Origin of the sequence: Carnobacterium sp. 1290_CSPC, assembly GCF_001053265.1 — a bacterium.
GTDB classification, from domain to species: Bacteria; Bacillota; Bacilli; order Lactobacillales; family Aerococcaceae; genus Aerococcus; species Aerococcus urinaeequi.
Genome location: NZ_JVVG01000002.1, coordinates 20,588 through 40,650 on the forward strand (window position 1 = coordinate 20,588; position 20,063 = coordinate 40,650).

The window sequence follows — 20,063 nt, forward strand, 5'->3', positions numbered from 1 at the left end:
TTACTGTCAAGTAATTGGCGTATTTTGGGAAGCATTGGAAGAGTTTGACTTTTCAAGCCCGATATTTAGACTAGAATTAGTTATAAAAATATTATAGATTTAACACAACCACCAACGACTTAGTTCATACTAGCATGTTGGTGGTTTTTATTTTGCCATAACCACAAAAAATAAGCCGTAACACCCGGGGTAGTGGGTTTCACGGCTTTTAGGGGTAGGTATTTTCATCTAGTTGATCACTTTATTTGGATCAAAGTCGGTGTGGGTATTGGCTGTTTGCGTAGCTTGTTTTTCATTGTAATGATCTAATAAGGACATGGCAATCGTCGTCAAGACACCAATTACCGCTGCGTCATCCACAAATCCCAAGGGACCGAAGATATCTGGTAAGACATCAGCTGGGAAGACGGTATAAGCGAGTGCTAATCCAGTAATCGCCTTGATGTAGGTAGGTGTTTCCTTATTAAATAAGGCTTTGGCGAACTTGCCCAAGGTCATTTTTGATGTTTGTTTCATTGCGTACATCATCCTTTCTCATGTCTATATATTAAATGGAAAAGGGATTTGATGTATCCGTCCTAAGACCTAATTTAGGGATTTGTCTTCGTTAAATCTAGATACATGATATGCATATCCACATAACGACCGTCTTTCACTTGGAAACCGCCTGGAATAGTTCCCACAATTTCAAAGCCAAATTTCTCGTAAGTATGGATAGCAGCCTTATTTTCGGCCACAACCGCGTTAAATTGAATCCCTCTAAAACCGTTCATTTTAGTCGTTTCAATGGATTTTGCTACCAAGTCATTGATCAAACCTTGACCCCGGAAGGCTTTATTCACTGCGTAAGTCCCGTTGGCTATGTGACTTGCCCGACCTTCGTTATTTGCTTTAATTAGGTAGTAGCCAGCAATCTGATCATCCACCTGCAAGACGTCAACTTGATTATAAGCAGCCAGTTTCTTCTCAAATGCGGCACTTGAATAGAGGTCTAAACCAGGGAAGGCGACACCGTCCACCAAAATATCGTTCCATATTTCTCTAAGGACTTCCGTGTCGACTTGGCTGTAATGTTCAAAATTTTTCATACTTTAGACCTCCTATAAAGTTGTGTCGAATTCCCTTATTATACCCATACCAATCACATGCTTACAATAGTGCGTAAACAAGAGCATTCTTTAGAAGGAAGATATGCCATCTATGGTTATGGTAGGTAAAGCATAAGACCTAAGGCTTTACTTTTTTAACTATCGTTCAAAAGTACCTCAAATTGAAAGGGTTGACATTCCTTTAAAAGATTGTTTGAATAGAATTAATTCATAGAGACATTTGGGGTGCTGTGACAGCTGAGATTATACCCATGGAACCTGATACAGTTAATGCTGGCGAAGGAAAATGCAGTAAATATTGTCAAAAATATGATTCGTTTGGCTTTTTGCCTTGCTATCATTCATTTGGACGACTATTTCCCCCTTTTGTCGAATACTGACAGGAAAGGGGGCTTTTTTTTTCCAAAGATATCTAGATAATTGAACAACGACGATACTTCACCATAATGATTTAAAAGATGCGATATTGAAAGGATTTAAAAGATGACAATCGATTTATATACATTAAAAGCCTTACCAACTTACGACAACCCCTTCCCATTAGCTAAAAGTCCGCTAATCCAGTGCTTAACCAATACCGTGACGGTGGAATCAGTGGCCAACGCCTTATTATATGTGGGGGCGGCCCCAGTCATGGCAGACCAGGCAGCTGAGATGGAGATTTTCTTCAATCAAAATGATGGGGCCTTGATCAATATTGGGAGTTTGTCGCCTGAGAAAATCCGCAACATTGTATTGGCTGCTAGAACAGCTGACGAAACAGACACGCCTTTCGTGCTGGATTTAGTAGGGGTTTCAGCTAGTCCCTTGCGTAATGACCTAGCACAAGAAATCAGCGCATCTACACCAGATGTCATCAAGGGTAACTTGTCTGAAATGCGGACATTCTGTGGTCTAGGGTCGACGGGACGAGGTGTTGATGCTGGGGCCGATGACCAAAGTGAGGCGGCCTTAGTGGAATTGGGCCAAGCCATGCAAGAATGGGTGTCAGACCATGCCGGTATAACTCTATTAGCAACAGGACCAGTAGACGTGGTCGCTGATGCGTCAGGCATTTACTACTTGAAAAATGGGGTAGACAATCTTGGTCGCTTTACTGGGACTGGAGACATTGTCGGCGCCTTGATTACAGCCTTATTAGGAGTTGGTCAACCAGCCCTAGAGGCTGTGATTTTAGCGGTATCTTACTTCAATTTATGTGGTGAAAAAGCGGACGCAACAACACATGGTCTAGCCGATTTTAGACAAGCAACATTGAACAACCTATCCCTATTGTTAGAAGACGATGAATGGGTAACAGGTATCAAGGGAGGTCAACTATAATGGATTACAGTTTATATCTAGTCACAGCAGGTTTTGATTACCAAGAAGACGCCTTTTTACATGTGGTTGAAGACGCAGTCAAGGCGGGGGTTACGTTGGTTCAATTCCGGGACAAAACGGCAACCAGCCGCGATGCTTACGCCTTAGCTCAAAAGTTGAAAGCCATCACCGACCGATATGATGTGCCATTGATTATCAACGACCGGGTGGACTTAGCGCTAGCGGTGGACGCAGCGGGTGTCCATATTGGCGACGACGAATTGCCGGTTGACGTGGTTCGGAAACTCATCGGGCCAGACAAGATTTTAGGGGTCTCAACAAAAACCCTAGCGCGGGCAGAAGAAGCCTACCAACAAGGGGCGGACTATTTGGGTGTTGGGGCCATCTTCCCAACAACTACCAAGGATTCCAGCCTAGTAACAGTAGAAACTTTACAGACGATCAGCAGCCAAGTAGCCATCCCCGTTGTCGCAATTGGCGGCATTCAACTGGATAATATCAAAACATTAGCCGGTAGTGGGATTGCGGGGATTTCAGTAGTTTCTGAAATTATGTTGGCAGATTCGGTGACACAACGCGTAAGAGATTTAAAAGCTGAAGTAGCGGATATTTTGGAGGTGGACTAAATGGTAAATTCAACACCACAAGTAGTGACAATCGCTGGGTCTGACTCAGGTGGGGGTGCAGGGATTCAAGCTGACTTGAAAACTTTCCAAGCTCGCAAAGCCTTTGGTATGTCTATTGTGGTCGCCTTGACTGCCCAGAATACTTTAGGCGTCCAATCGGCCTTACCAGTACCCCTGGACTTTATCGATGCACAATTTACCTCATTGAAAGCGGACTTCAAAATCGGCGCTGTCAAAACAGGCATGTTATTTAACGGGGCATATGTAGAGAATGTGGTTAAAAATCTGAAAGAGGTAGACTTTGGACCTTTAATCGTTGACCCAGTCATGGTGGCTAAGGGCGGGCATCAATTGTTGGACCAAGACGCCGTCGACGCCATTCAAAACAAATTACTCCCTCTTGCGACCTTAGTCACACCAAATATTCCAGAAGCAGAAATCATCGCTGACATGACCATTGAATCAGAAGCGGATATGTTGGCGGCGGGATTGAAGATACAAGGATATGGGGCTAAAAACGTGATTGTCAAAGGGGGCCATTCAAAAGCAGAACGGGCCAGAGACTTAGTTCTCTTTGAAAACCGGGAACAATTATGGCTGTCTAGTCCACGGGTCAATACAGAAAACACACACGGGACAGGGGATACCTTGTCTGCCGCAATCGCAGCCGAATTGGCTAAAGGAACTGACTTGAAGGATGCCATCATTATCGGCAAGCAGTTTATCCAGGGTGCTATCGCAGACGGAATCGACGTCGGCCATGGACACGGACCAACCAACCACTGGGCGGATTTGTCAGATGATATAGTTGTTGAAAGTGAGTAAAACATAGCAAAAAGGACCTAGACTAGGGAAAAAGTGCAAGCGCATAATCCCAAATCTTGGTCCTTATTTTATATGTTTAAAATTTATTACAGCCTAAAAGCCCAACTCTTCTAGCATCTCTTGGTGAGATATGCTTTCATCTTTAGATTGATGTTGTGCCATTGCTTTCTCGTACAAGGTTATATCTATTTGCTTTTCTAGGTCTGTCAGAAGACTTGTTCTCACTAATTCTGAAACACTCAAGTTATTCAATTTAGCCATATATTGAATAAATAAGTATTCTTAATCCGTAACGCCAAAGGAAGATGTATGCATATTATAGCCTCATATGATGACTATTATTTCTGACGTCGTTTAACCACAAAATCATAGATGGTTAGGATTACGAGATAGATAAGTGTTGCGAGACTACCGATATTCATCATTTGACTACTTTGTGATACCATGCCATAAAGTAGAAATAGGGATAAGCAAAAACTAATAAAAAATCTTGTTTTAGACATGCCTAGCAAAATGATCACCTCTTCAATACACGAAACGCTGAATATTTTAGAATTTATCTAGCACTTCCATCAAGGCATCCTTTAAAGAATGCCTACAAAAAATCTTTACCGCTAATATTAGCGTTATAATACCACACAAGATTATCACTTTCAAGTTAAGGGAAACCTTCAATCTAGGTTTTGTAATCGCTTTTTTGGTAGAATGAAACAAAGACATTCAAGACGGGAGTGACAAGTATATGCATAAAATTTTAGTGGCACCGGATTCCTTCAAGGGGTCCTTGACAGCTTTGGAGGCTTGCAAGGCAATGGCGATAGGCATTCGCCGAGCTCTGCCGGATGCGGAAATTGTGGAGATTCCCATGGCGGATGGTGGTGAAGGCACTGTCCAATCCCTAGTTGACGCAACGGATGGGAAAGTCATTGAAGCGGAAGTGGTTGGTCCCTTAGGTGATCCAGTAACGGCTAAATATGGGCTTTTAGGTAATGGCAAAACGGCCATCATTGAAATGGCTGAGGCATCTGGCTTAGGCTACGTCACCGAGAAAACAAAGGATCCAATGGTGACGACAACATACGGAACTGGTCAATTGATTTTGGCTTGTCTTGACCAAGGTATTCAAGAGATTATTATTGGCCTTGGCGGTTCTGCAACCAATGATGGGGGTGCTGGAATGGCCCAAGCACTAGGCTACCAACTGATAGATAAAGCCGGCAATGAAATTGGCTACGGTGGTGGCGCCTTGGCTGACTTAGCAACCATTAAAGTTGACCAAGTAGACAAACGTTTAAAAACTACCCACTTTATCATCGCTTCTGACGTCAACAACCCCCTAGTTGGTCCAGAAGGGGCTTCAGCTGTTTTTGGCCCACAAAAAGGGGCGGATCAAGAAATGGTCGCTAGTTTAGACCATAATTTACAAGCATTTGCGGACATTATCCAAAAAGACTTAGGTAAATCAATCGCGGATACACCAGGTGCTGGAGCAGCGGGTGGTCTTGGTGGTGGATTCCTAGCCTTTACTCAAGCAGAGATGAACAAGGGGATTGAAATCGTTTTGGCCTATACCAAACTTCAGGAAGCGGCAGTAGGCTGTGACTTATGTTTGACGGGTGAAGGCGGTATTGACTTCCAAACGAAATTCGGGAAAACTCCATATGGTGTTGCCCAGGCCTTCAAGTCGGTCAATCCAGATAGAAAGGTCATCGCCTTAGCAGGCCATGTCGGAAAGGGAATTGATGCGCTCTATACTGAAGGCATTGACGCAGTCTTTGGCATTGCCCAAGGTGCTGCTAGCTTGGATGAACTGATTGCCAATGCGAAAGATAATTTAGCGTCTACTACAGAGAATGTTATTCGCGCTATTTATTCATAGTCAAAAGCCCTCTCGGATTTGCTAATCAAGGCAATTTTACATAGTTAATCCCACTTTCTTTTGGTAGAATAATGTAGCAATTAATGGAGTCACCGCCGATTTCTTGGCTGGTGGCTTTTTTATGGGAATACAAATTTGAGGGGATTTACTTATGCATAAAATGAACATTTGGGTACGGCAGAATATGCTCTTTGTGATTGCCGCAAGCTTGGCCACAATCGCTGTGATTTTCGGCCAATTTGACCCGACCTATATCAAATATGACGTCTTAGTCAGTTTATTCGGCTTGATGATTGTCCTAGCCTTTTTCCAGACGTCAGGCTTATTACGGTGGGCTTCGATAAAATTGATCGACTGGTCCGGAAATAGCCGCGTCATTGTCCAATCCATGGTCCTGACCTCATTCTTTGGATCATTCCTATTGTCCAACGACATCGCCGTCCTGACCCTACTACCGATTTACTTGAACATCCTGCGTCACCTACCAGCCTTCAAAGGCCGGGTGCTCGGGGCAGCCCTAATAGTCGTAGCCGCAAACTTAGGCGGGGTCTTCTTCCCCTTCTCCAACCCACAAAACCTCATCATCTATTCAACCTATCCAGTCGATTTCGTCAGCTTCATGTGGTGGACCCTACCCCTGATGGTCGCCGGCTTTATCCTTGTTATGGTCGCAACTTTCTTCGTAGAGAAAAGGGCAGCACACACACAAGTTGAGGGCAATGCAGTAGATAGGTCGATTGTTATTCAAGCGAGTATTGGCATGGTGCTTATGGTCACTGCTATCTTTGGCTTATTTAATATTTTTTGGACCGTGGCCTTTATTGTGGCCTATGTCCTCCTGACTAACTGGCGGTATTTACTGCAAGTGGATTACTTATTGCTACTGACTTTTGCGTCATTTTTTGTATTAGTCGGAAACATTACTGACTTAACACTTGTCCAAACTTGGTTGGCAGCTAATATTTCAAGCAAGGCCATGGCTTACCTAACAGGACTCTTGGCTTCACAAGTCTTTTCAAATGTTCCGACCACTATTCTGGTTTCACCCTTTACAGACCAGGCTCATAGCTTGTTGATGGGGGTTAACATTGGGGGCTTAGGAACCATGGTCGCTTCATTAGCCAATTTAATCGGTTTTACCATTATTCGAAACGCTATGTCCATGGATTCTAGGGCTTATTTCAAGATTTTCACCATCATAAATGTGATTTTTGTCCTGATTTTAGGCCTCCTTTTCTTCCCGTGGTAGTTTTTTCTCACTTTTTTATCATTATCCTTTAATTAAGTATTGCATTCTTGACCCTTTTAGTATAAATTAAAATTATATTAGAAAACGAAAGAGGCATCTCATTATGTTAAGCACAACGCAAAATAATAAGCATATTGTCATTATTATTATTGATTCTAGGACTTAGGGAATTCGGCAGCAGCCAATTTCATATGTCCTATTTGTGTTGAAACACTAGATGGGACCTAAGCTTCCCATTTAGGGAGGCTTTTTTTATTGGTATAAGCAAATTTTTAGTCTACTTGATAAAGGTTTGTATTGTTGGTATTTATTGGTAGGGTTTGATTTAGGAGGAAAATATGAATTTGAAGAAATTTGGTTTAACATTATTATCTGCAGCTACTTTAGCTGCCTGTGGTTCAGTGACACAAACATCCAACAGCTCTTCTTCTGCGGGATCAGAAGATTCTGATACGATTAACATCGGCGGGGACTTTGGTTTAACGGGATCAGCATCTGCTTACGGTTCTTACATCAATGACGGTGCGACTTTAGCCTTCAATGAACTCAACGAATCGGGTGGTATCGATGGTAAGCAAATCAACTACATCGCAACAGATAACAAATCTAACGTTCAAGAGTCTGCCAATGAAGCCACACGTCTGTTAGCAGAAGAAAACTTGTCTGTATTATTAGCGTCAGATATCGCAGCGTCAACAGAAGCAGCGATTCAACCAGCTGAAAACGCGGAAGTTCCAATGATCATCCCTTCAGCAACGGTTGATGATTTAACATTGGATTCACAAGGAAATGTATTTGACTATGTCTTCCAAATTGCCTTCCAAATCTCTAACCAAACAGAAGCACTTGGCCGTTTTGCGGACGAGAAAGGTTGGAGCACGGCTGCCGTTTTACAAGATAACTCATCGGATTATGGTCAAAACTTAGCTTCTCAATTTGAGGAAGACTACTCAGGTGACGTTGTCATCAAAGAGTCATTCTTATCAGGAGACACTGACTTCAGCTCAATCCTAAACAACGTTAAAGCCCAAGATCCAGACGTATTATTCATCGCCGGTTACTACCCAGAAGGTGGAGCCATCGTGAAACAAGCCCGTGAAATGGGTATCGATGCCGCTATCTTAGGTCCAAACGGATTAGGTAACGACGAATTCATCAACCTAGCGGGTGCAGAAAACGTAACTGACTTCTACTACGCAACCATCTTCGTGACAGGAGAATATGGTTCAGACGCAGCCAACGAATTCGCAGAGAAATACCGTGCGGAATTTGACACAGAGCCAGACTTGTTCTCAGCAGGTGGTTACGACGCAGCCCGCTTAGCAGCTGACGCCATCGACCGTGCCGGTTCAACAGACCCACAAGCCATCCGCAACGCCCTAGAAGAAACCCAAGACTTTGAAGGGGTAACAGGAAACATCTCATTCGATGAAGACCACAACCCAGTAATGAACTCATTCGTAGTAGGCTACACAGAAGGCGAAATCTCATCAGTAGAAGCCGTAACAGCTGAATAAGACCTACTTTTTTGAAAAAAGGATAACAAGACTAAGTTGGGCCAATATTAGTAGAAGAGTCGCGATGTTCATGTCGTGACTCTTTTTTGAGTACAGCTAATATTTCAAGTTAATTCTACACATAGCTTCTGAGACATTTTCACGGTATGCGAAAATCGATTGTTAGTCATAGGATGATTCGATCAAGTAGCGTATAATACATTATGGATCAACAAATCACATTGAAAATATATTTATATATAGAAAGAAAGTGTGGGACATATGCTAGAAGAAAATAAATATTATATCTATGCGGACCGGATTATCTTAGCGGACGAAGTTGTAGAAAAGGCTTATTTAGAAGTCAAAGATGGTCAATTTGGTTATGCAACGATAGAGAAACCCTTAAAAGGTGAGGTTAAAGATTACACGGGTTGTACAGTGGCGGCTGGTTTAGTGGATACCCACATCCATGGTTTCCACGGGGCAGATGTGATGGATGATGATTTTGAAGCGGTTCAGACTATGTCTAAAGGCTTGCCATCGACAGGTGTGACAGCCTTTTTGCCAACAACCTTAACTTCTTCTGCTGACTTGTTGACTTCTGTTGCTGGAAAAATCGGTGACCACTACGAGGAAGCTGAGGGGGCGAAAATTTTAGGTATCTTCTTCGAGGGACCATGGTTCACGGAAGAACACAAGGGGGCGCAAAACCCAGCCTATATGGGTGATCCTGACTTGGGTCAATTTGAAATCTGGCAGTCAGCGGCCAAAGGTTTGATCAATAAAATTGCCCTAGCGCCAGAGCGGAAGACGGCTAAAGCTTTCACAGAAACTATCACGAAAGAAGGGGTACGAGTAGCCCTAGCTCACTCATCTGCGACCTATGAAGAAGCGACTGCAGCGGTTGATGCGGGTGCCAACATTTTCATCCATACTTATAACGGCATGTCTGGTTTACACCACCGCAATCCAGGAATGGTTGGGGCAGCGATGGCAACGGATGATACCTATGCGGAAGTAATTTGTGATGGAAAACATGTCCATCCAGGTGCAACCAAAGCCTTGGTGAAAGCCAAAGGATGGGACAAAACAGTCTTGATTACAGATGCCATGTCAGCGGCAGGTATGCCTGATGGCCACTACCAATTAGGCGAATTTCTGGTTATTGTAAAAGAAGGTGAAGCGCGACTTGAGTCAGGTAATTTAGCTGGGTCAGTCTTGACCTTGATTCAAGCGGTTAAGAATGTGGTTGAGTGGGGCGTTGTTGACAGTGAGCATGCCTTGCGCATGGCGTCGCAAGTGCCAGCAGCCTCTGTTGGTTTAGAAGACCAAGTTGGTGTGATTGCACCAGGCCGTGCAGCGGACTTCATTGTGGTTGATGCTGATATGAACCTAAAAGAAACTTACCTAAATGGTGTTTCAGTATTTCAAGCGTAACCAATAGATATAAAAATGAATTTGTGCAGTGGAGCGACTTTCTGCGCACCTCCAATTTTAAGCACCAAGCTAGTTGACATGAGTCGACTGGTTTGGTGCTTTTTTTGTTTGTAAAAAGGCAAAATTCTTACAAACCTATCTAGTCAACTCTTAATGACATGTAATGTTTTATGACATAAATTGTCACAATTGTGAGCAAATTCGCCTTTTGACTAGATCAATTGGTAAAATTTTTTAACCTTTCAAAAGCTTGGTTTTATCGTGAAAACGAATGAAAATGAGATTTCACTGATAAAAATGTACTTGCATATAATTATTTTTCAATCTATAATTTAAACATCGATTAAAAAACGTTACATGAGTAACCTTGTATGTTATAAAATGTAACACAAAGCGTTATATCAGTATAGATAATCAGATAAGAAAATTAGGGGTGGAGAACATGAACCAAGACGCCAATCATCACGCTTTGAATTATCAAGCGTATGCCAGTGAAACATTCGAACATTTACACCGTCATCCAGAAATATCTTTTCATGAATACCAGACCAGAAAGCTTATACGCCAAGAACTAGAAAATTTTGGCTACACCGATATTGAAACAGATGTTGGTGGCGGAGGGGTGATCACCAGACTTAAAGGTGACAAGCCGGGTCCGACAATTGCCTTTCGGGCCGACATGGACGCGCTACAAATTCAGGAAGAGACAGACTTAACTTATAAGTCGGCAGTTGACGGGGTGATGCACGCTTGTGGTCATGACGCCCATACGACAATTTTATTAACGGCAGCGAAATACTTGATCCATTTGAAAGAAGAGATCGCTGGGACATTGGTATTCCTTTTCCAACATGCGGAAGAAGTGAAACCAGGTGGTGCCAAGTCCATTATGGCATCCGGCGCCCTAGACGATGTGGATAAAATCTTCGGCCTTCATGTGTCAGGCGAAAAAGCCTTTGATGGCACCATCTCTTACCACGAAGGGTTTGCGACCGCCAATTCAGATACCTTCGCCATCGAGGTCCACGGGAAAGGTGGTCACGCAGCTACTCCCCACCAAAATGTGGATGTAACCTTGACAGCAGCCTACCTGATCCAGCAATTACAGTCCATTATCTCGCGCCATAAAAACCCTATGGATCCTGGTGTTGTTACAATTGGGAACTTCCATGCTGGGAACGGGGTGGCCAATGTCATGGCCAACGTTGCTAGCTTAAATGGGACGATTCGGACTTATAATCCTGACTTACGTGCCCTTGCAAAAAAAGATTTATTCTCCCTATCTGAAGATATTGCGGCAGCCCATGGTGCTTCAGTTAAGATAGATTTCATTGATGGCTATCCAGCCCTCTACAACCATCCAACGGAAACGCAAACAGTAGTTGATATCTTTAAAGAAAGATTTGGCCAAGACATGGTCAATGAAAAGCCAGCTAGTATGGGTGGGGAAGATTTCGCCTACTACGTCCAAAAAATCCCGGGACTTTTCTATTTTATTCCAGCGGGTGCCCATCCAGACGGCGAGAATTACCCCCATCACCATCCAAAATTTGAAATTGACCAAAGATGTCTCATGTTGGGACTAGAAACCATCTTAACCATCGTCAATCATTATGTTATCGAAAGTGAGGTTGAAGCCTATGTTGAAAGCAGATATAGCGAGTACTAGTCGAATCGAAAGTGAAGTCAGCCAAGCCACGGCAGCCCTTTTGGCCAAATGGTTAAAACATGCAGCGTCTATTGAATCAGATGTTGTCCAAGTCCGGCGCCACCTACACAAAAATCCTGAATTGTCTTTTGAGGAGGTAGCAACAGCCAATTTCGTTTATATGGAATTGTTGTCAGCCAAAATCTTTGATATCGACCGGAATGTGGGGGATGGTTATGGAATTGTCGCTCGGGTCCATGGGTCTAAACCGGGTCCAACCATTGCCTTAAGGGCAGACATGGACGCCTTACCCATTACGGAAGAAACAGATTTACCCTTTGCATCGGAAAATACAGGTGCCATGCATGCTTGCGGACATGATATTCATACCGCAACACTTTTAGGAGTGGCTCAAGTCATCCAAGCCCACCGCGATGAATTTGCGGGCACGGTCGTCTTCATCTTCCAACACGCTGAAGAGAAGAAACCTGGCGGGGCTAAAGCCATTGTAGATGCTGGTTACTTGGCGGGTGTGGATGCAGTATTTGGTCTCCATATTGACCCTTCAAAAGAGGCCGGCACTGTTGGATATTCGCTGGGTTATGGGTCAGCTGCTTCAGACGCCTTTGAAATCAAAATTCAAGGTCGTGGCGGTCACGCATCATCTCCACATACAGCCATCGATTCTGTGGTCATTGCTGCTGAAACGATCGCCAACCTACAAACTTTAGTATCCCGGGTGTCCAACCCCATTGAACCGTTAGTGGTGACTGTTGCGGGGGTAGACGCTGGTATGGGCGCGCCAAATATTATTGCCGATACAGCAACCCTTGTTGGCACAGTACGGTCCTCATCGCCAGAAGGTCGGGTCACAATCAAGAACCAATTCATTCAAATCGCTGAGATGACAGCAGCTATGCATGGTGGATCAGCTAGTGTGGATTATGAAGAGGGCTACCCAGCCATTCAAAACACCGCAAGCATCGTGACTGACCTAGTGGCCGCCATCGACTACTCAGCCGTTTTCACAGATGTTATCGAAAACACCGCCGCAACAGGCGCAATGATGAACGGCGAAGACTTTGCCTACTACCTTGAAGACACACCAGGTGCCTTCTTCACTATCGGTTGTGACTTCCTGGAAAAGGACAAGCAAGGTCAAGCTAGCTACCCTTTGCATAATAGTAGATTCGTCGCCAATGAAGCTTGTATTCTAAACGCTATGTCACTATTTCTGGTGACTTTAAGTCAATATTTAAAGGTGGTGCCTCATGATTAAATACCTCAGCAAACGATTATTACTAATTGTGCCAGTTTTGTTGATTATCTCTATCTTAGCCTTCGCCATGATTCAAATGGCGCCAGGTGATATTGCCGATTTATACCAATCACCGGATGCCACTCCTGAACAAATAGAAATGATTCGGGAAAACTTGGGTTTAAATGATTCAATTGTAGTTCAATATTGGCGGTGGTTGACCAACTTATTTACAGGCGACTTAGGTTTCTCCTTTAGAACGAGAACGGCTGTTACAGGTTTAATCGGCGAAGCTCTCTTACCAACTTTACAGTTGATGTTTGGGACCTTGATTGTTGCCTATATTGTGGCTATTCCACTAGGAATTTATGCAGCTAACCATAAAAACACCTGGGTTGATCATTTGCTGACGACTTTTTCTTTTGCCGGTGTATCTATGCCTAACTTCTTCTTAGGGATGCTATTGATTTATTTCTTCTCAGTTGAATTGGGCTGGTTACCAATTGGGGGTCGGGAAAACTTATCAGGAGATATGACCTTCTGGCAGGGTATTTCCTACTATGTATTGCCTACTCTAGTATTGGGGGCTTCTTACTGTGCCAACATGACCCGTTATGTCCGGTCAACCGTCATTGGCATTAACGAACAAAACTATATGCGAACAGCAGTTGCTAAAGGGTTAAAAGAAGAGGATATGATTAAGCGTCATACCTTGCCAAATGCTTTAGTGCCGATTTTAACCGTTATGGGGTCTGATATTCCCCGTTTAATCGGTGGGGCAGTCGTAACTGAACAAGTATTCCGCTGGCCAGGGATTGGGTCATTGATGATGGCGTCTATTAATGCACGGGACTATCCAGTCATTATGACCATTACCTTGATATCAGCCTTTGCTGTATTGGCATGTAACTTATTGGTAGATGTATCTTATGCGTATGTAGATCCGCGGATTCGCTACGAATAAACATGACAGTGCGAGAAGATGCCAAGATGATTCCTTTCTTTGCGTCGGCTTTGTACATTGAAAAGGGATTAAAATCGGATTCGAGCCTCCAAAGAGAACTGTGTTTCAGATTAGGTTGTTGCTGACTTTGTCAGCCACTGCCCTAATCTTCCAACGTTCTTCTCTTTGCGTCGGCTCTTACACCTTAACAGGAATTTAGGAGGGGAAAGAGATGGCTGAAGACCACTTATTTAAAGCGACTTATGCGAGTCCAAAAGATTTTATGGATCAACATATGCTTGCCCGTGAGACACAAAAAACAGATACAAGCATCAAGCAAACGGGCTACTGGACTATTATTTGGCAGCGGTTTGCCCGCAACAAGGCGGCTGTATTTGGCCTAATTTGTTTTATGATTTTATTAGCCGCAACAGTATTTGCGGGGGTAATTGCCCCTTATAATCCAGATGAAATAGTAGGTGGGTTTCTAGAAGCGCCAACTGCTACCCACTGGTTAGGGACAGATGAAATTGGCCGGGATGTATTCTCTCGTTTACTATACGGGGGCCAAGTCTCTATGTTTGTAGGGATTGTATCGGTATTGATTTATGCAGCCATTGGGACCAGTTTAGGTTTACTAGCTGGATTCCTAGGTGGTGTATGGGACTTTGTGATCATGCGTTTAACGGAAGTGATCATGTCCTTCCCTTATTTCCTAGTAGTCCTAGTTGCAGTTGGGATTCTTGGACCATCTATTTGGAATGTAACGATTGTGATTGGTTTATTTGCTTGGGCACCGCTTTGTCGGATAGTCCGGGCAGAAGTGATGAAACTAAAAGGTGCTGATTATATTCAAGCAGCCGTTGCTTCTGGTTATTCAACAAGCAACATTGTCTTTAAGCAAATCGTTCCAAATATGTTGTCACCAATTTTAGTCAATATGACTTTTGGGATTTCAACTTCTATTATCACAGAAGCTTCGCTTTCTTTCCTAGGTGTAGGGGTTGTACCACCTACTGCCTCATGGGGGAATTTGTTGACTGCAGCTCAGTCCCTATCGGTATTAACCATGCAATCTTGGCGGTGGATACCAGTTGGATTGGCCGTATTCTTAGCCGTTTTATCCATCAACTTTATTGGTGAAGGCTTACGTAGCGCAGTTGAAGGTGAGATATAAGACTGGGAGGAGGGAAAAACCATGAAAGCAAAACGATTATCGCTAGTTATCGCAACAGCGGCTACCTTAGTACTTGCGGCCTGCGGTACATCCAATGATAGTTCAGTGGGTCTAACGACTGAAATCCAAGCCCAAGAAACAAGCACTACTGACAATACACTGGATATTGGGACAACTAACACCATTTCCGGCTTTAACGTTTTTAACACCACAGACGTTGCCGGCCAATGGATTCAACGGTTCATGTACCCATCATTACTAGACCAACCTGAAGCAGGCGTGTTTGAACCCAATGTCGCTTCAATGACAACAGAAGACAACTTAGTTTATACCATCACCATTAAAGATGATGTCGTCTGGTCAGACGGGACCCCTTTTACAGCGGATGATGTGGCCTATAATTTCAATATCATCGCTAATCCAGATGTTGAAACCTCAAACTCAGCCAACCTGAAGTCTATCGAAGGGGTGGATGATGCTGGTAAATTAGCGGAAGGGACTGAAACCATTTCCGGTGTTCAAGTAATTGATGACAAGACCTTAACCATTACCTTGAAAACACCCACTGACCCAGCTTACGTTTATGAAAACATTGGCTTTAAGATTATGATTGCCCCTAAGCATGTTGTAGAAAAAGAAGATATCTATAACCTGGGTTCTTCTGAATTTGCCACAAATCCGACTGTTTTTGCTGGTCCTTATAAATTCGTGAAATATGAATCAGGGTCTTACGTCAAGATGGTGGCCAATGAAAGCTACCATAAAGGCAAGCCAACTATTGAAAATGCCATCGTTCATATTATGGATTCAACCGGTATGGTGATTGCCCTTCAAGCAGGTGAATTAGACATGACTGCTGGTGGTGGGATTGCTTTGATTCCAATTTCAGATATCAAATTCCTTGAACAGAATGAGGACATCTATGTCGAATCTAACTACGGGACTTCAGTTCAGTTTATGTATATCAACAATGAAAAATTCGATAACGTCACTTTTAGACAGGCGCTTTTAGCAGCCATTGACCGTGACCGGATGGCAGACGGCTTATTGCAGGGGGAAGGGGAAGTTATTCCAACTACCTATACCTCAATTTCAGCCTATAAAGACCCGGACTTAGACCCAGTGGCCTATGACCCAGATCGTGCTAAAGAATTGCTAGCAGAATCAGGGTTTGATACTAGTCAGACCATTAAATTGGCCGTTCCAACAGGAAATGTTACCCGGATGAATGCCGCCAACTTGATTGAGCAAGACTTAGAAGCTATTGGATTAGATGTCGTGCAAACATCAGCCGACTTTACCACCCATGCGGCCAATGTATCAGCAGGCGACTACGACCTAGCTATGATGGGGTTAGCCCTAAACGTTGACCCAGACCAAGGCTCTTATTGGTCATCATCAGGATCAAATCAAGTCAACATCAACGACCCAGAGCTTGATCAATTAATCAACAAAGGGGCATCACAAACCAGCTTTGAAGACCGTTACGAAACTTACAAGGCCATCCAAGCCCGTTTCCAAGAACAAGCTTACCTAGTGCCACTGTATTCTGATTACCAATTCACCATTCAAACCACCGACCTGAATGGTGGTATCCAGCCATTCTGGTTTGGATCCCTAACAGATATTCAAGAATGGACCTTCAACTAGGCCACAGAAAGGATTTGATCCACATGTACAACGATAAGATACTCGAAGTTAAAAACCTCAAAATTTCCTTTAAAACCCTAAACGGTGTTCTACCAGCTATCCGCGACGTATCCTTCTCCTTGAAAAAAGGGGAGACACTGGCGATTGTTGGTGAGTCTGGATCAGGCAAGTCTGTATCTACCAAAGCCATTACCGGTTTGTTGGCTAAGAACGTGACCAATATTGAAGGTGGCGAAATCCTTTTTAAAGGCCAAGACCTTTTAAAAGCCAGTAAGTCCGACTTAACCAAGATTAGAGGGTCTGAAATTGCCATGATTTTCCAAGACCCAATGACCTCGCTGAACCCAGTAATGACAGTGGGCATGCAAATTGCTGAAGCCGTAATGGCTCATACCAAAGTCAATAAGGCAACGGCCATGCGCCGAGCTATTGACCTTATGGGAAAGGTAGAAATTAAAGACCCAGAAACAAAGGCCTACCATTATCCCCACCAATTTTCAGGCGGGATGCGCCAACGGATCATGATTGCCATGGCCCTTGCTTGTAAACCAAAAATCTTAATCGCGGATGAACCAACGACAGCACTAGATGTGTCTGTTCAAGCCCGTATTATTGAATTGATCAACCAATTAAAAGATGAATTCGACACCTCAGTTATCTTTATTACCCATGATTTGGGCGTCGTGGCCAATGTGTCCGACAGAGTAGCTGTCATGTATGCCGGCCGAGTTGTTGAAACAGGGACTACTAATGAAATCTTCTACCATCCGCAACATCCTTATACCTGGGGCTTACTAGAAGCGACCCCAACCTTGTCGACAGAAGACGACAACTTGTATACCATTCCAGGTAACCCACCCAATATGGCCAAGTTGGCGGCGGGTGACCCTTTTGCCCCACGGAACCCTTACGCACTGGATATAGATTTTGTAAAAGATCCACCCATGTTTAAGGTCTCAGAAACGCATCAGGCTGCAACATGGTTGTTAGATGAGCGAGCACCTAAAGTGACGCTACCAGTAGATATTCAAGCGCGTTATGTGGTCTACCAAAGTATTTTAGATCGGGCTGCTGCTGAAAAAACGCAAGCGGACCAAGAGGCTACTAGTTCAGCTTACGGACTTGCAGCCTTTGAAAATGCCGACTCAACTTACGGACCATATTTATATGAAGAATTAGCCGAAAATGTACCAGTTTATGAAAGTTAGGAGGGGATTTGATGCCAGATATTGTGTCAGTTAACCATGTGAAAAAGGTCTATGCTGAAGGTCGGGCGGAAGAAGTAATCGCCGTAAATGACGTGACCTTTACCATTAAGGCAGGGGAAACCTTTGGATTGGTAGGAGAATCAGGGTCCGGTAAGTCAACAACAGGGAAACTCTTGATGAAATTAGAAGACCTGAGTGATGGTGAAATCAATTTTTTAGGTCAAGATATTGCCCAAATTAAAGGACGCCGTGACCTATTGGCCTTTAGAAAAGACATCCAAATGATCTTCCAAGATCCCTTTGCCTCTTTAAATCCTCGGATGACAGTGGGAGAAATTATTGGTGGGCCAATGCGGATCCATGGTTTGGTCAAAACAAAACAAGAACAAGAAGCTGCTGTGGCCGAATTAATGGCTCAAGTTGGCTTAGACCCACTTTATGCTAATCGGTACCCACGGGAGTTTTCAGGGGGTCAATGTCAGCGGGTTGGGATTGCTAGAGCGCTAGCCCTAAGACCAAAGTTAATTATTGCGGATGAAGCTATTTCAGCCCTTGATGTGTCCATTCAAGCCCAAATCGTTAACTTGTTGAAGGAATTGAAAATCGCCAATGATTTAACCTATTTATTCATTACCCATGATTTGTCTATGGTCAAATATATTTCTGATCGGATTGGTGTCATGTGCCAAGGGCGGTTGGTTGAAATCGGTACAGCTGATGAAATCTATAACAACCCCTTGCATGACTATACCAAGTCCTTGTTATCGGCGATTCCAACAGCTGACCCAGAGTCAGAAAAAGTTCGTCAACGCCTTCACTTTGACGGCTTAGCTTATAGTGAGAATCAATGGACGGATTGCAGCCTAGTTGAAGTGGCCCCTGACCACTTTGTCTACTGTCATCCAAGTGAAGTAGCTGGCTACAAAGACCAGGTGAAACCAGCTTTGGCATTGGTATAAATATAGGCGCATACGAAAAAGGTGGTCTGGAATTTTTCCAGGCCACCTTTTTAATATTTTTCACGACATTATTTTCTTATTGAAGGAATTGTTGTTCTTCAACACTGGTGATTTTTGCGAAAGAATATGGACTGTTTTCTTCTATAGTATATTCTTCTACAGTGGTCGTTTCACCAGTGGCAACATCCACTCGTTGCAATTGGCCTGTTTTGCCATCTGCAAGGGTTTGGAAGATATAGCCATTATCAATGTAGTAGTCAGGGTTCTGTGCAAGGTCTGACTGCCATACTTGGTCAAAGTTTTGAATCTCCATGTCGTAAGCGTAAATACTTAATTGACTAGGATAGCTACCGTAGTCATTCTCCACATAATTATTGGTTAAGACAAAGATTTTATCTTCAATAATCACCGGCATAATGTCGGTTTCACCAGATAGTTCTTCTAAAGCACTTACTAATGATGACGTGTCCATGGTTTGTTTGTTACCATTTGTTGGATTGATAATCTCATAAGTAGTTGGAGAGATATAGTCTTCACTGTTTTCATTATTTGTTGCTGCTATTGGCAACAAGTGGTACTTAGGATTCCGGTTTAGGCCATCAACACTGTCTGAGTACAATTCATAAACCGAATTGTCCATGGTAGTGGATTCCGTGATTTCACCATTTTCCTTGTTTAATTCAAAAGTTTTTAAATAATCGGCTTGGTCGTAGTCTTTTAGGAAAGCGTATACCAAGTAAATGGTCGTGTCATCTTCAGCGATTGACATCAGGCTGTTACCAGTCCGGTCCGCTTGGTCTAACTGATAAGATGGTTTGGAATAGGTCCAGTTGCCCTCATCATTTTTTTGAATCAGCGTCAAGTCTAACTGGGCTTTGTTATCGCCTAGGGGGGTATCAGCCTGCCATAATTGTAGGTCATCATTCTCCAAAATCAATCGGGCATTGGACAAGTTTGGCCGGTCGAACAAGGAGAATTTTTTGTAGACTGCATCTTGAACTTGGCTACTAAACATACCGTAACTAGCGTTGATCGTAGGATTTAGCGCGTCACCTCGTCTTGATAGAGGAATCCAGTGAATTGAATTATGATCATCTTCACTTGTTATATAAAGGCTCGATGGTTGGGTTTCTTGCCCGCTAACTCCAGGGTTTACACTGGTCACCTTAACAGGTTTAAAGGTGCCGACCCCAAGCCAGACGAATAAGGACACGCCAACAATTACCACTAGGAAAATAAGTGTCAGCCAGTTTTGTTTACGCATTTTCATCAT

The 20,063-nt window shown here is 43.4% G+C and carries 18 protein-coding genes and 1 riboswitch; of the genes, 14 read left to right on the plus strand and 4 right to left on the minus strand.

Features of this window, described 5'->3' with window-relative positions; all coding sequences use genetic code 11:
- Window positions 1-228: 228 nt before the first annotated feature.
- Window positions 229-516 carry a YkvA family protein gene (locus tag AC973_RS00115; RefSeq protein WP_225968889.1) on the minus strand — a complete coding sequence of 96 codons (288 nt, stop codon included), beginning with the start codon at window positions 514-516 and terminating at the stop codon, window positions 229-231.
- A 74-nt stretch (window positions 517-590) separates the two neighbouring features.
- The gene (locus tag AC973_RS00120; protein WP_048725597.1) at window positions 591-1,088 is read right to left on the minus strand and encodes a GNAT family N-acetyltransferase; all 498 of its coding nucleotides are present in this window, start codon (window positions 1,086-1,088) and stop codon (window positions 591-593) included.
- Between the two features lie 232 nt (window positions 1,089-1,320).
- Window positions 1,321-1,411: riboswitch (TPP riboswitch) on the plus strand.
- Between the two features lie 181 nt (window positions 1,412-1,592).
- On the opposite strand from AC973_RS00120, the gene AC973_RS00125 reads away from it, so the two are divergent.
- The 3 genes from AC973_RS00125 to thiD are packed head-to-tail and all read left to right on the plus strand — an operon-like array spanning window position 1,593 to window position 3,883.
- Entirely contained in the window at window positions 1,593-2,432 is an 840-nt protein-coding gene (locus AC973_RS00125) for a hydroxyethylthiazole kinase (RefSeq protein WP_048725601.1), read from the plus strand.
- Complete coding sequence (gene thiE / locus AC973_RS00130; RefSeq protein ID WP_048725604.1) at window positions 2,432-3,058, plus strand: thiamine phosphate synthase; 627 nt, start codon at window positions 2,432-2,434, stop codon at window positions 3,056-3,058. Before AC973_RS00125 ends, thiE begins: the two co-directional genes overlap by 1 nt.
- On the plus strand, window positions 3,059-3,883 hold the full coding sequence (gene thiD, locus AC973_RS00135) for a bifunctional hydroxymethylpyrimidine kinase/phosphomethylpyrimidine kinase (protein ID WP_048725608.1): 825 nt from the start codon (window positions 3,059-3,061) through the stop codon (window positions 3,881-3,883).
- Between the two features lie 93 nt (window positions 3,884-3,976).
- Here the strand turns inward: thiD and relB are convergent, their stop codons facing one another.
- On the minus strand, window positions 3,977-4,153 hold the full coding sequence (relB, locus tag AC973_RS09915) for a type II toxin-antitoxin system RelB family antitoxin (protein WP_353616941.1): 177 nt from the start codon (window positions 4,151-4,153) through the stop codon (window positions 3,977-3,979).
- A gap of 472 nt (window positions 4,154-4,625) precedes the next feature.
- Here relB and AC973_RS00140 point away from each other — a divergent pair, with 472 nt between their 5' ends.
- The 11 genes from AC973_RS00140 to AC973_RS00190 all read left to right on the plus strand — a co-directional run bounded on the left by AC973_RS00140 (window position 4,626) and on the right by AC973_RS00190 (window position 18,790).
- Window positions 4,626-5,762: a glycerate kinase gene (locus tag AC973_RS00140; RefSeq protein WP_048725612.1), complete on the plus strand. Its 1,137-nt coding sequence runs from the start codon at window positions 4,626-4,628 to the stop codon at window positions 5,760-5,762.
- Between the two features lie 151 nt (window positions 5,763-5,913).
- Window positions 5,914-7,011, plus strand: coding sequence for an SLC13 family permease (locus AC973_RS00145; protein WP_065419831.1), 1,098 nt, complete (start codon window positions 5,914-5,916; stop codon window positions 7,009-7,011).
- Between the two features lie 338 nt (window positions 7,012-7,349).
- Window positions 7,350-8,528, plus strand: coding sequence for an ABC transporter substrate-binding protein (locus AC973_RS00150; RefSeq protein ID WP_048725616.1), 1,179 nt, complete (start codon window positions 7,350-7,352; stop codon window positions 8,526-8,528).
- Window positions 8,529-8,789: 261 nt separating this feature from the next.
- Complete coding sequence (nagA, locus tag AC973_RS00155) at window positions 8,790-9,947, plus strand: N-acetylglucosamine-6-phosphate deacetylase (RefSeq protein WP_048725619.1); 1,158 nt, start codon at window positions 8,790-8,792, stop codon at window positions 9,945-9,947.
- A 442-nt stretch (window positions 9,948-10,389) separates the two neighbouring features.
- Window positions 10,390-11,616 carry a M20 metallopeptidase family protein gene (locus AC973_RS00160; RefSeq protein WP_048725621.1) on the plus strand — a complete coding sequence of 409 codons (1,227 nt, stop codon included), beginning with the start codon at window positions 10,390-10,392 and terminating at the stop codon, window positions 11,614-11,616.
- Window positions 11,588-12,874, plus strand: a complete 1,287-nt coding sequence (locus AC973_RS00165) for a M20 metallopeptidase family protein (RefSeq protein WP_048725624.1) — start codon at window positions 11,588-11,590, stop codon at window positions 12,872-12,874. The genes AC973_RS00160 and AC973_RS00165 overlap by 29 nt, the downstream gene beginning before the upstream one ends.
- Window positions 12,867-13,817 carry an ABC transporter permease gene (locus AC973_RS00170; RefSeq protein ID WP_048725628.1) on the plus strand — a complete coding sequence of 317 codons (951 nt, stop codon included), beginning with the start codon at window positions 12,867-12,869 and terminating at the stop codon, window positions 13,815-13,817. The genes AC973_RS00165 and AC973_RS00170 overlap by 8 nt, the downstream gene beginning before the upstream one ends.
- Before the next feature lie 211 nt (window positions 13,818-14,028).
- Window positions 14,029-14,973 carry an ABC transporter permease gene (locus tag AC973_RS00175; protein WP_048725631.1) on the plus strand — a complete coding sequence of 315 codons (945 nt, stop codon included), beginning with the start codon at window positions 14,029-14,031 and terminating at the stop codon, window positions 14,971-14,973.
- 21 nt (window positions 14,974-14,994) lie between these two features.
- Window positions 14,995-16,623: an ABC transporter substrate-binding protein gene (locus AC973_RS00180; RefSeq protein WP_048725633.1), complete on the plus strand. Its 1,629-nt coding sequence runs from the start codon at window positions 14,995-14,997 to the stop codon at window positions 16,621-16,623.
- Between the two features lie 23 nt (window positions 16,624-16,646).
- Window positions 16,647-17,831, plus strand: a complete 1,185-nt coding sequence (locus AC973_RS00185) for an ABC transporter ATP-binding protein (protein WP_048725636.1) — start codon at window positions 16,647-16,649, stop codon at window positions 17,829-17,831.
- 11 nt (window positions 17,832-17,842) lie between these two features.
- The gene (locus tag AC973_RS00190; RefSeq protein WP_048725639.1) at window positions 17,843-18,790 is read left to right on the plus strand and encodes an ABC transporter ATP-binding protein; all 948 of its coding nucleotides are present in this window, start codon (window positions 17,843-17,845) and stop codon (window positions 18,788-18,790) included.
- A gap of 76 nt (window positions 18,791-18,866) precedes the next feature.
- On the opposite strand, the gene AC973_RS00195 is transcribed toward AC973_RS00190, so the two are convergent.
- Window positions 18,867-20,063 (minus strand): hypothetical protein, encoded by a 1,197-nt coding sequence (locus AC973_RS00195; RefSeq protein ID WP_149315270.1) that lies wholly within the window; start codon window positions 20,061-20,063, stop codon window positions 18,867-18,869.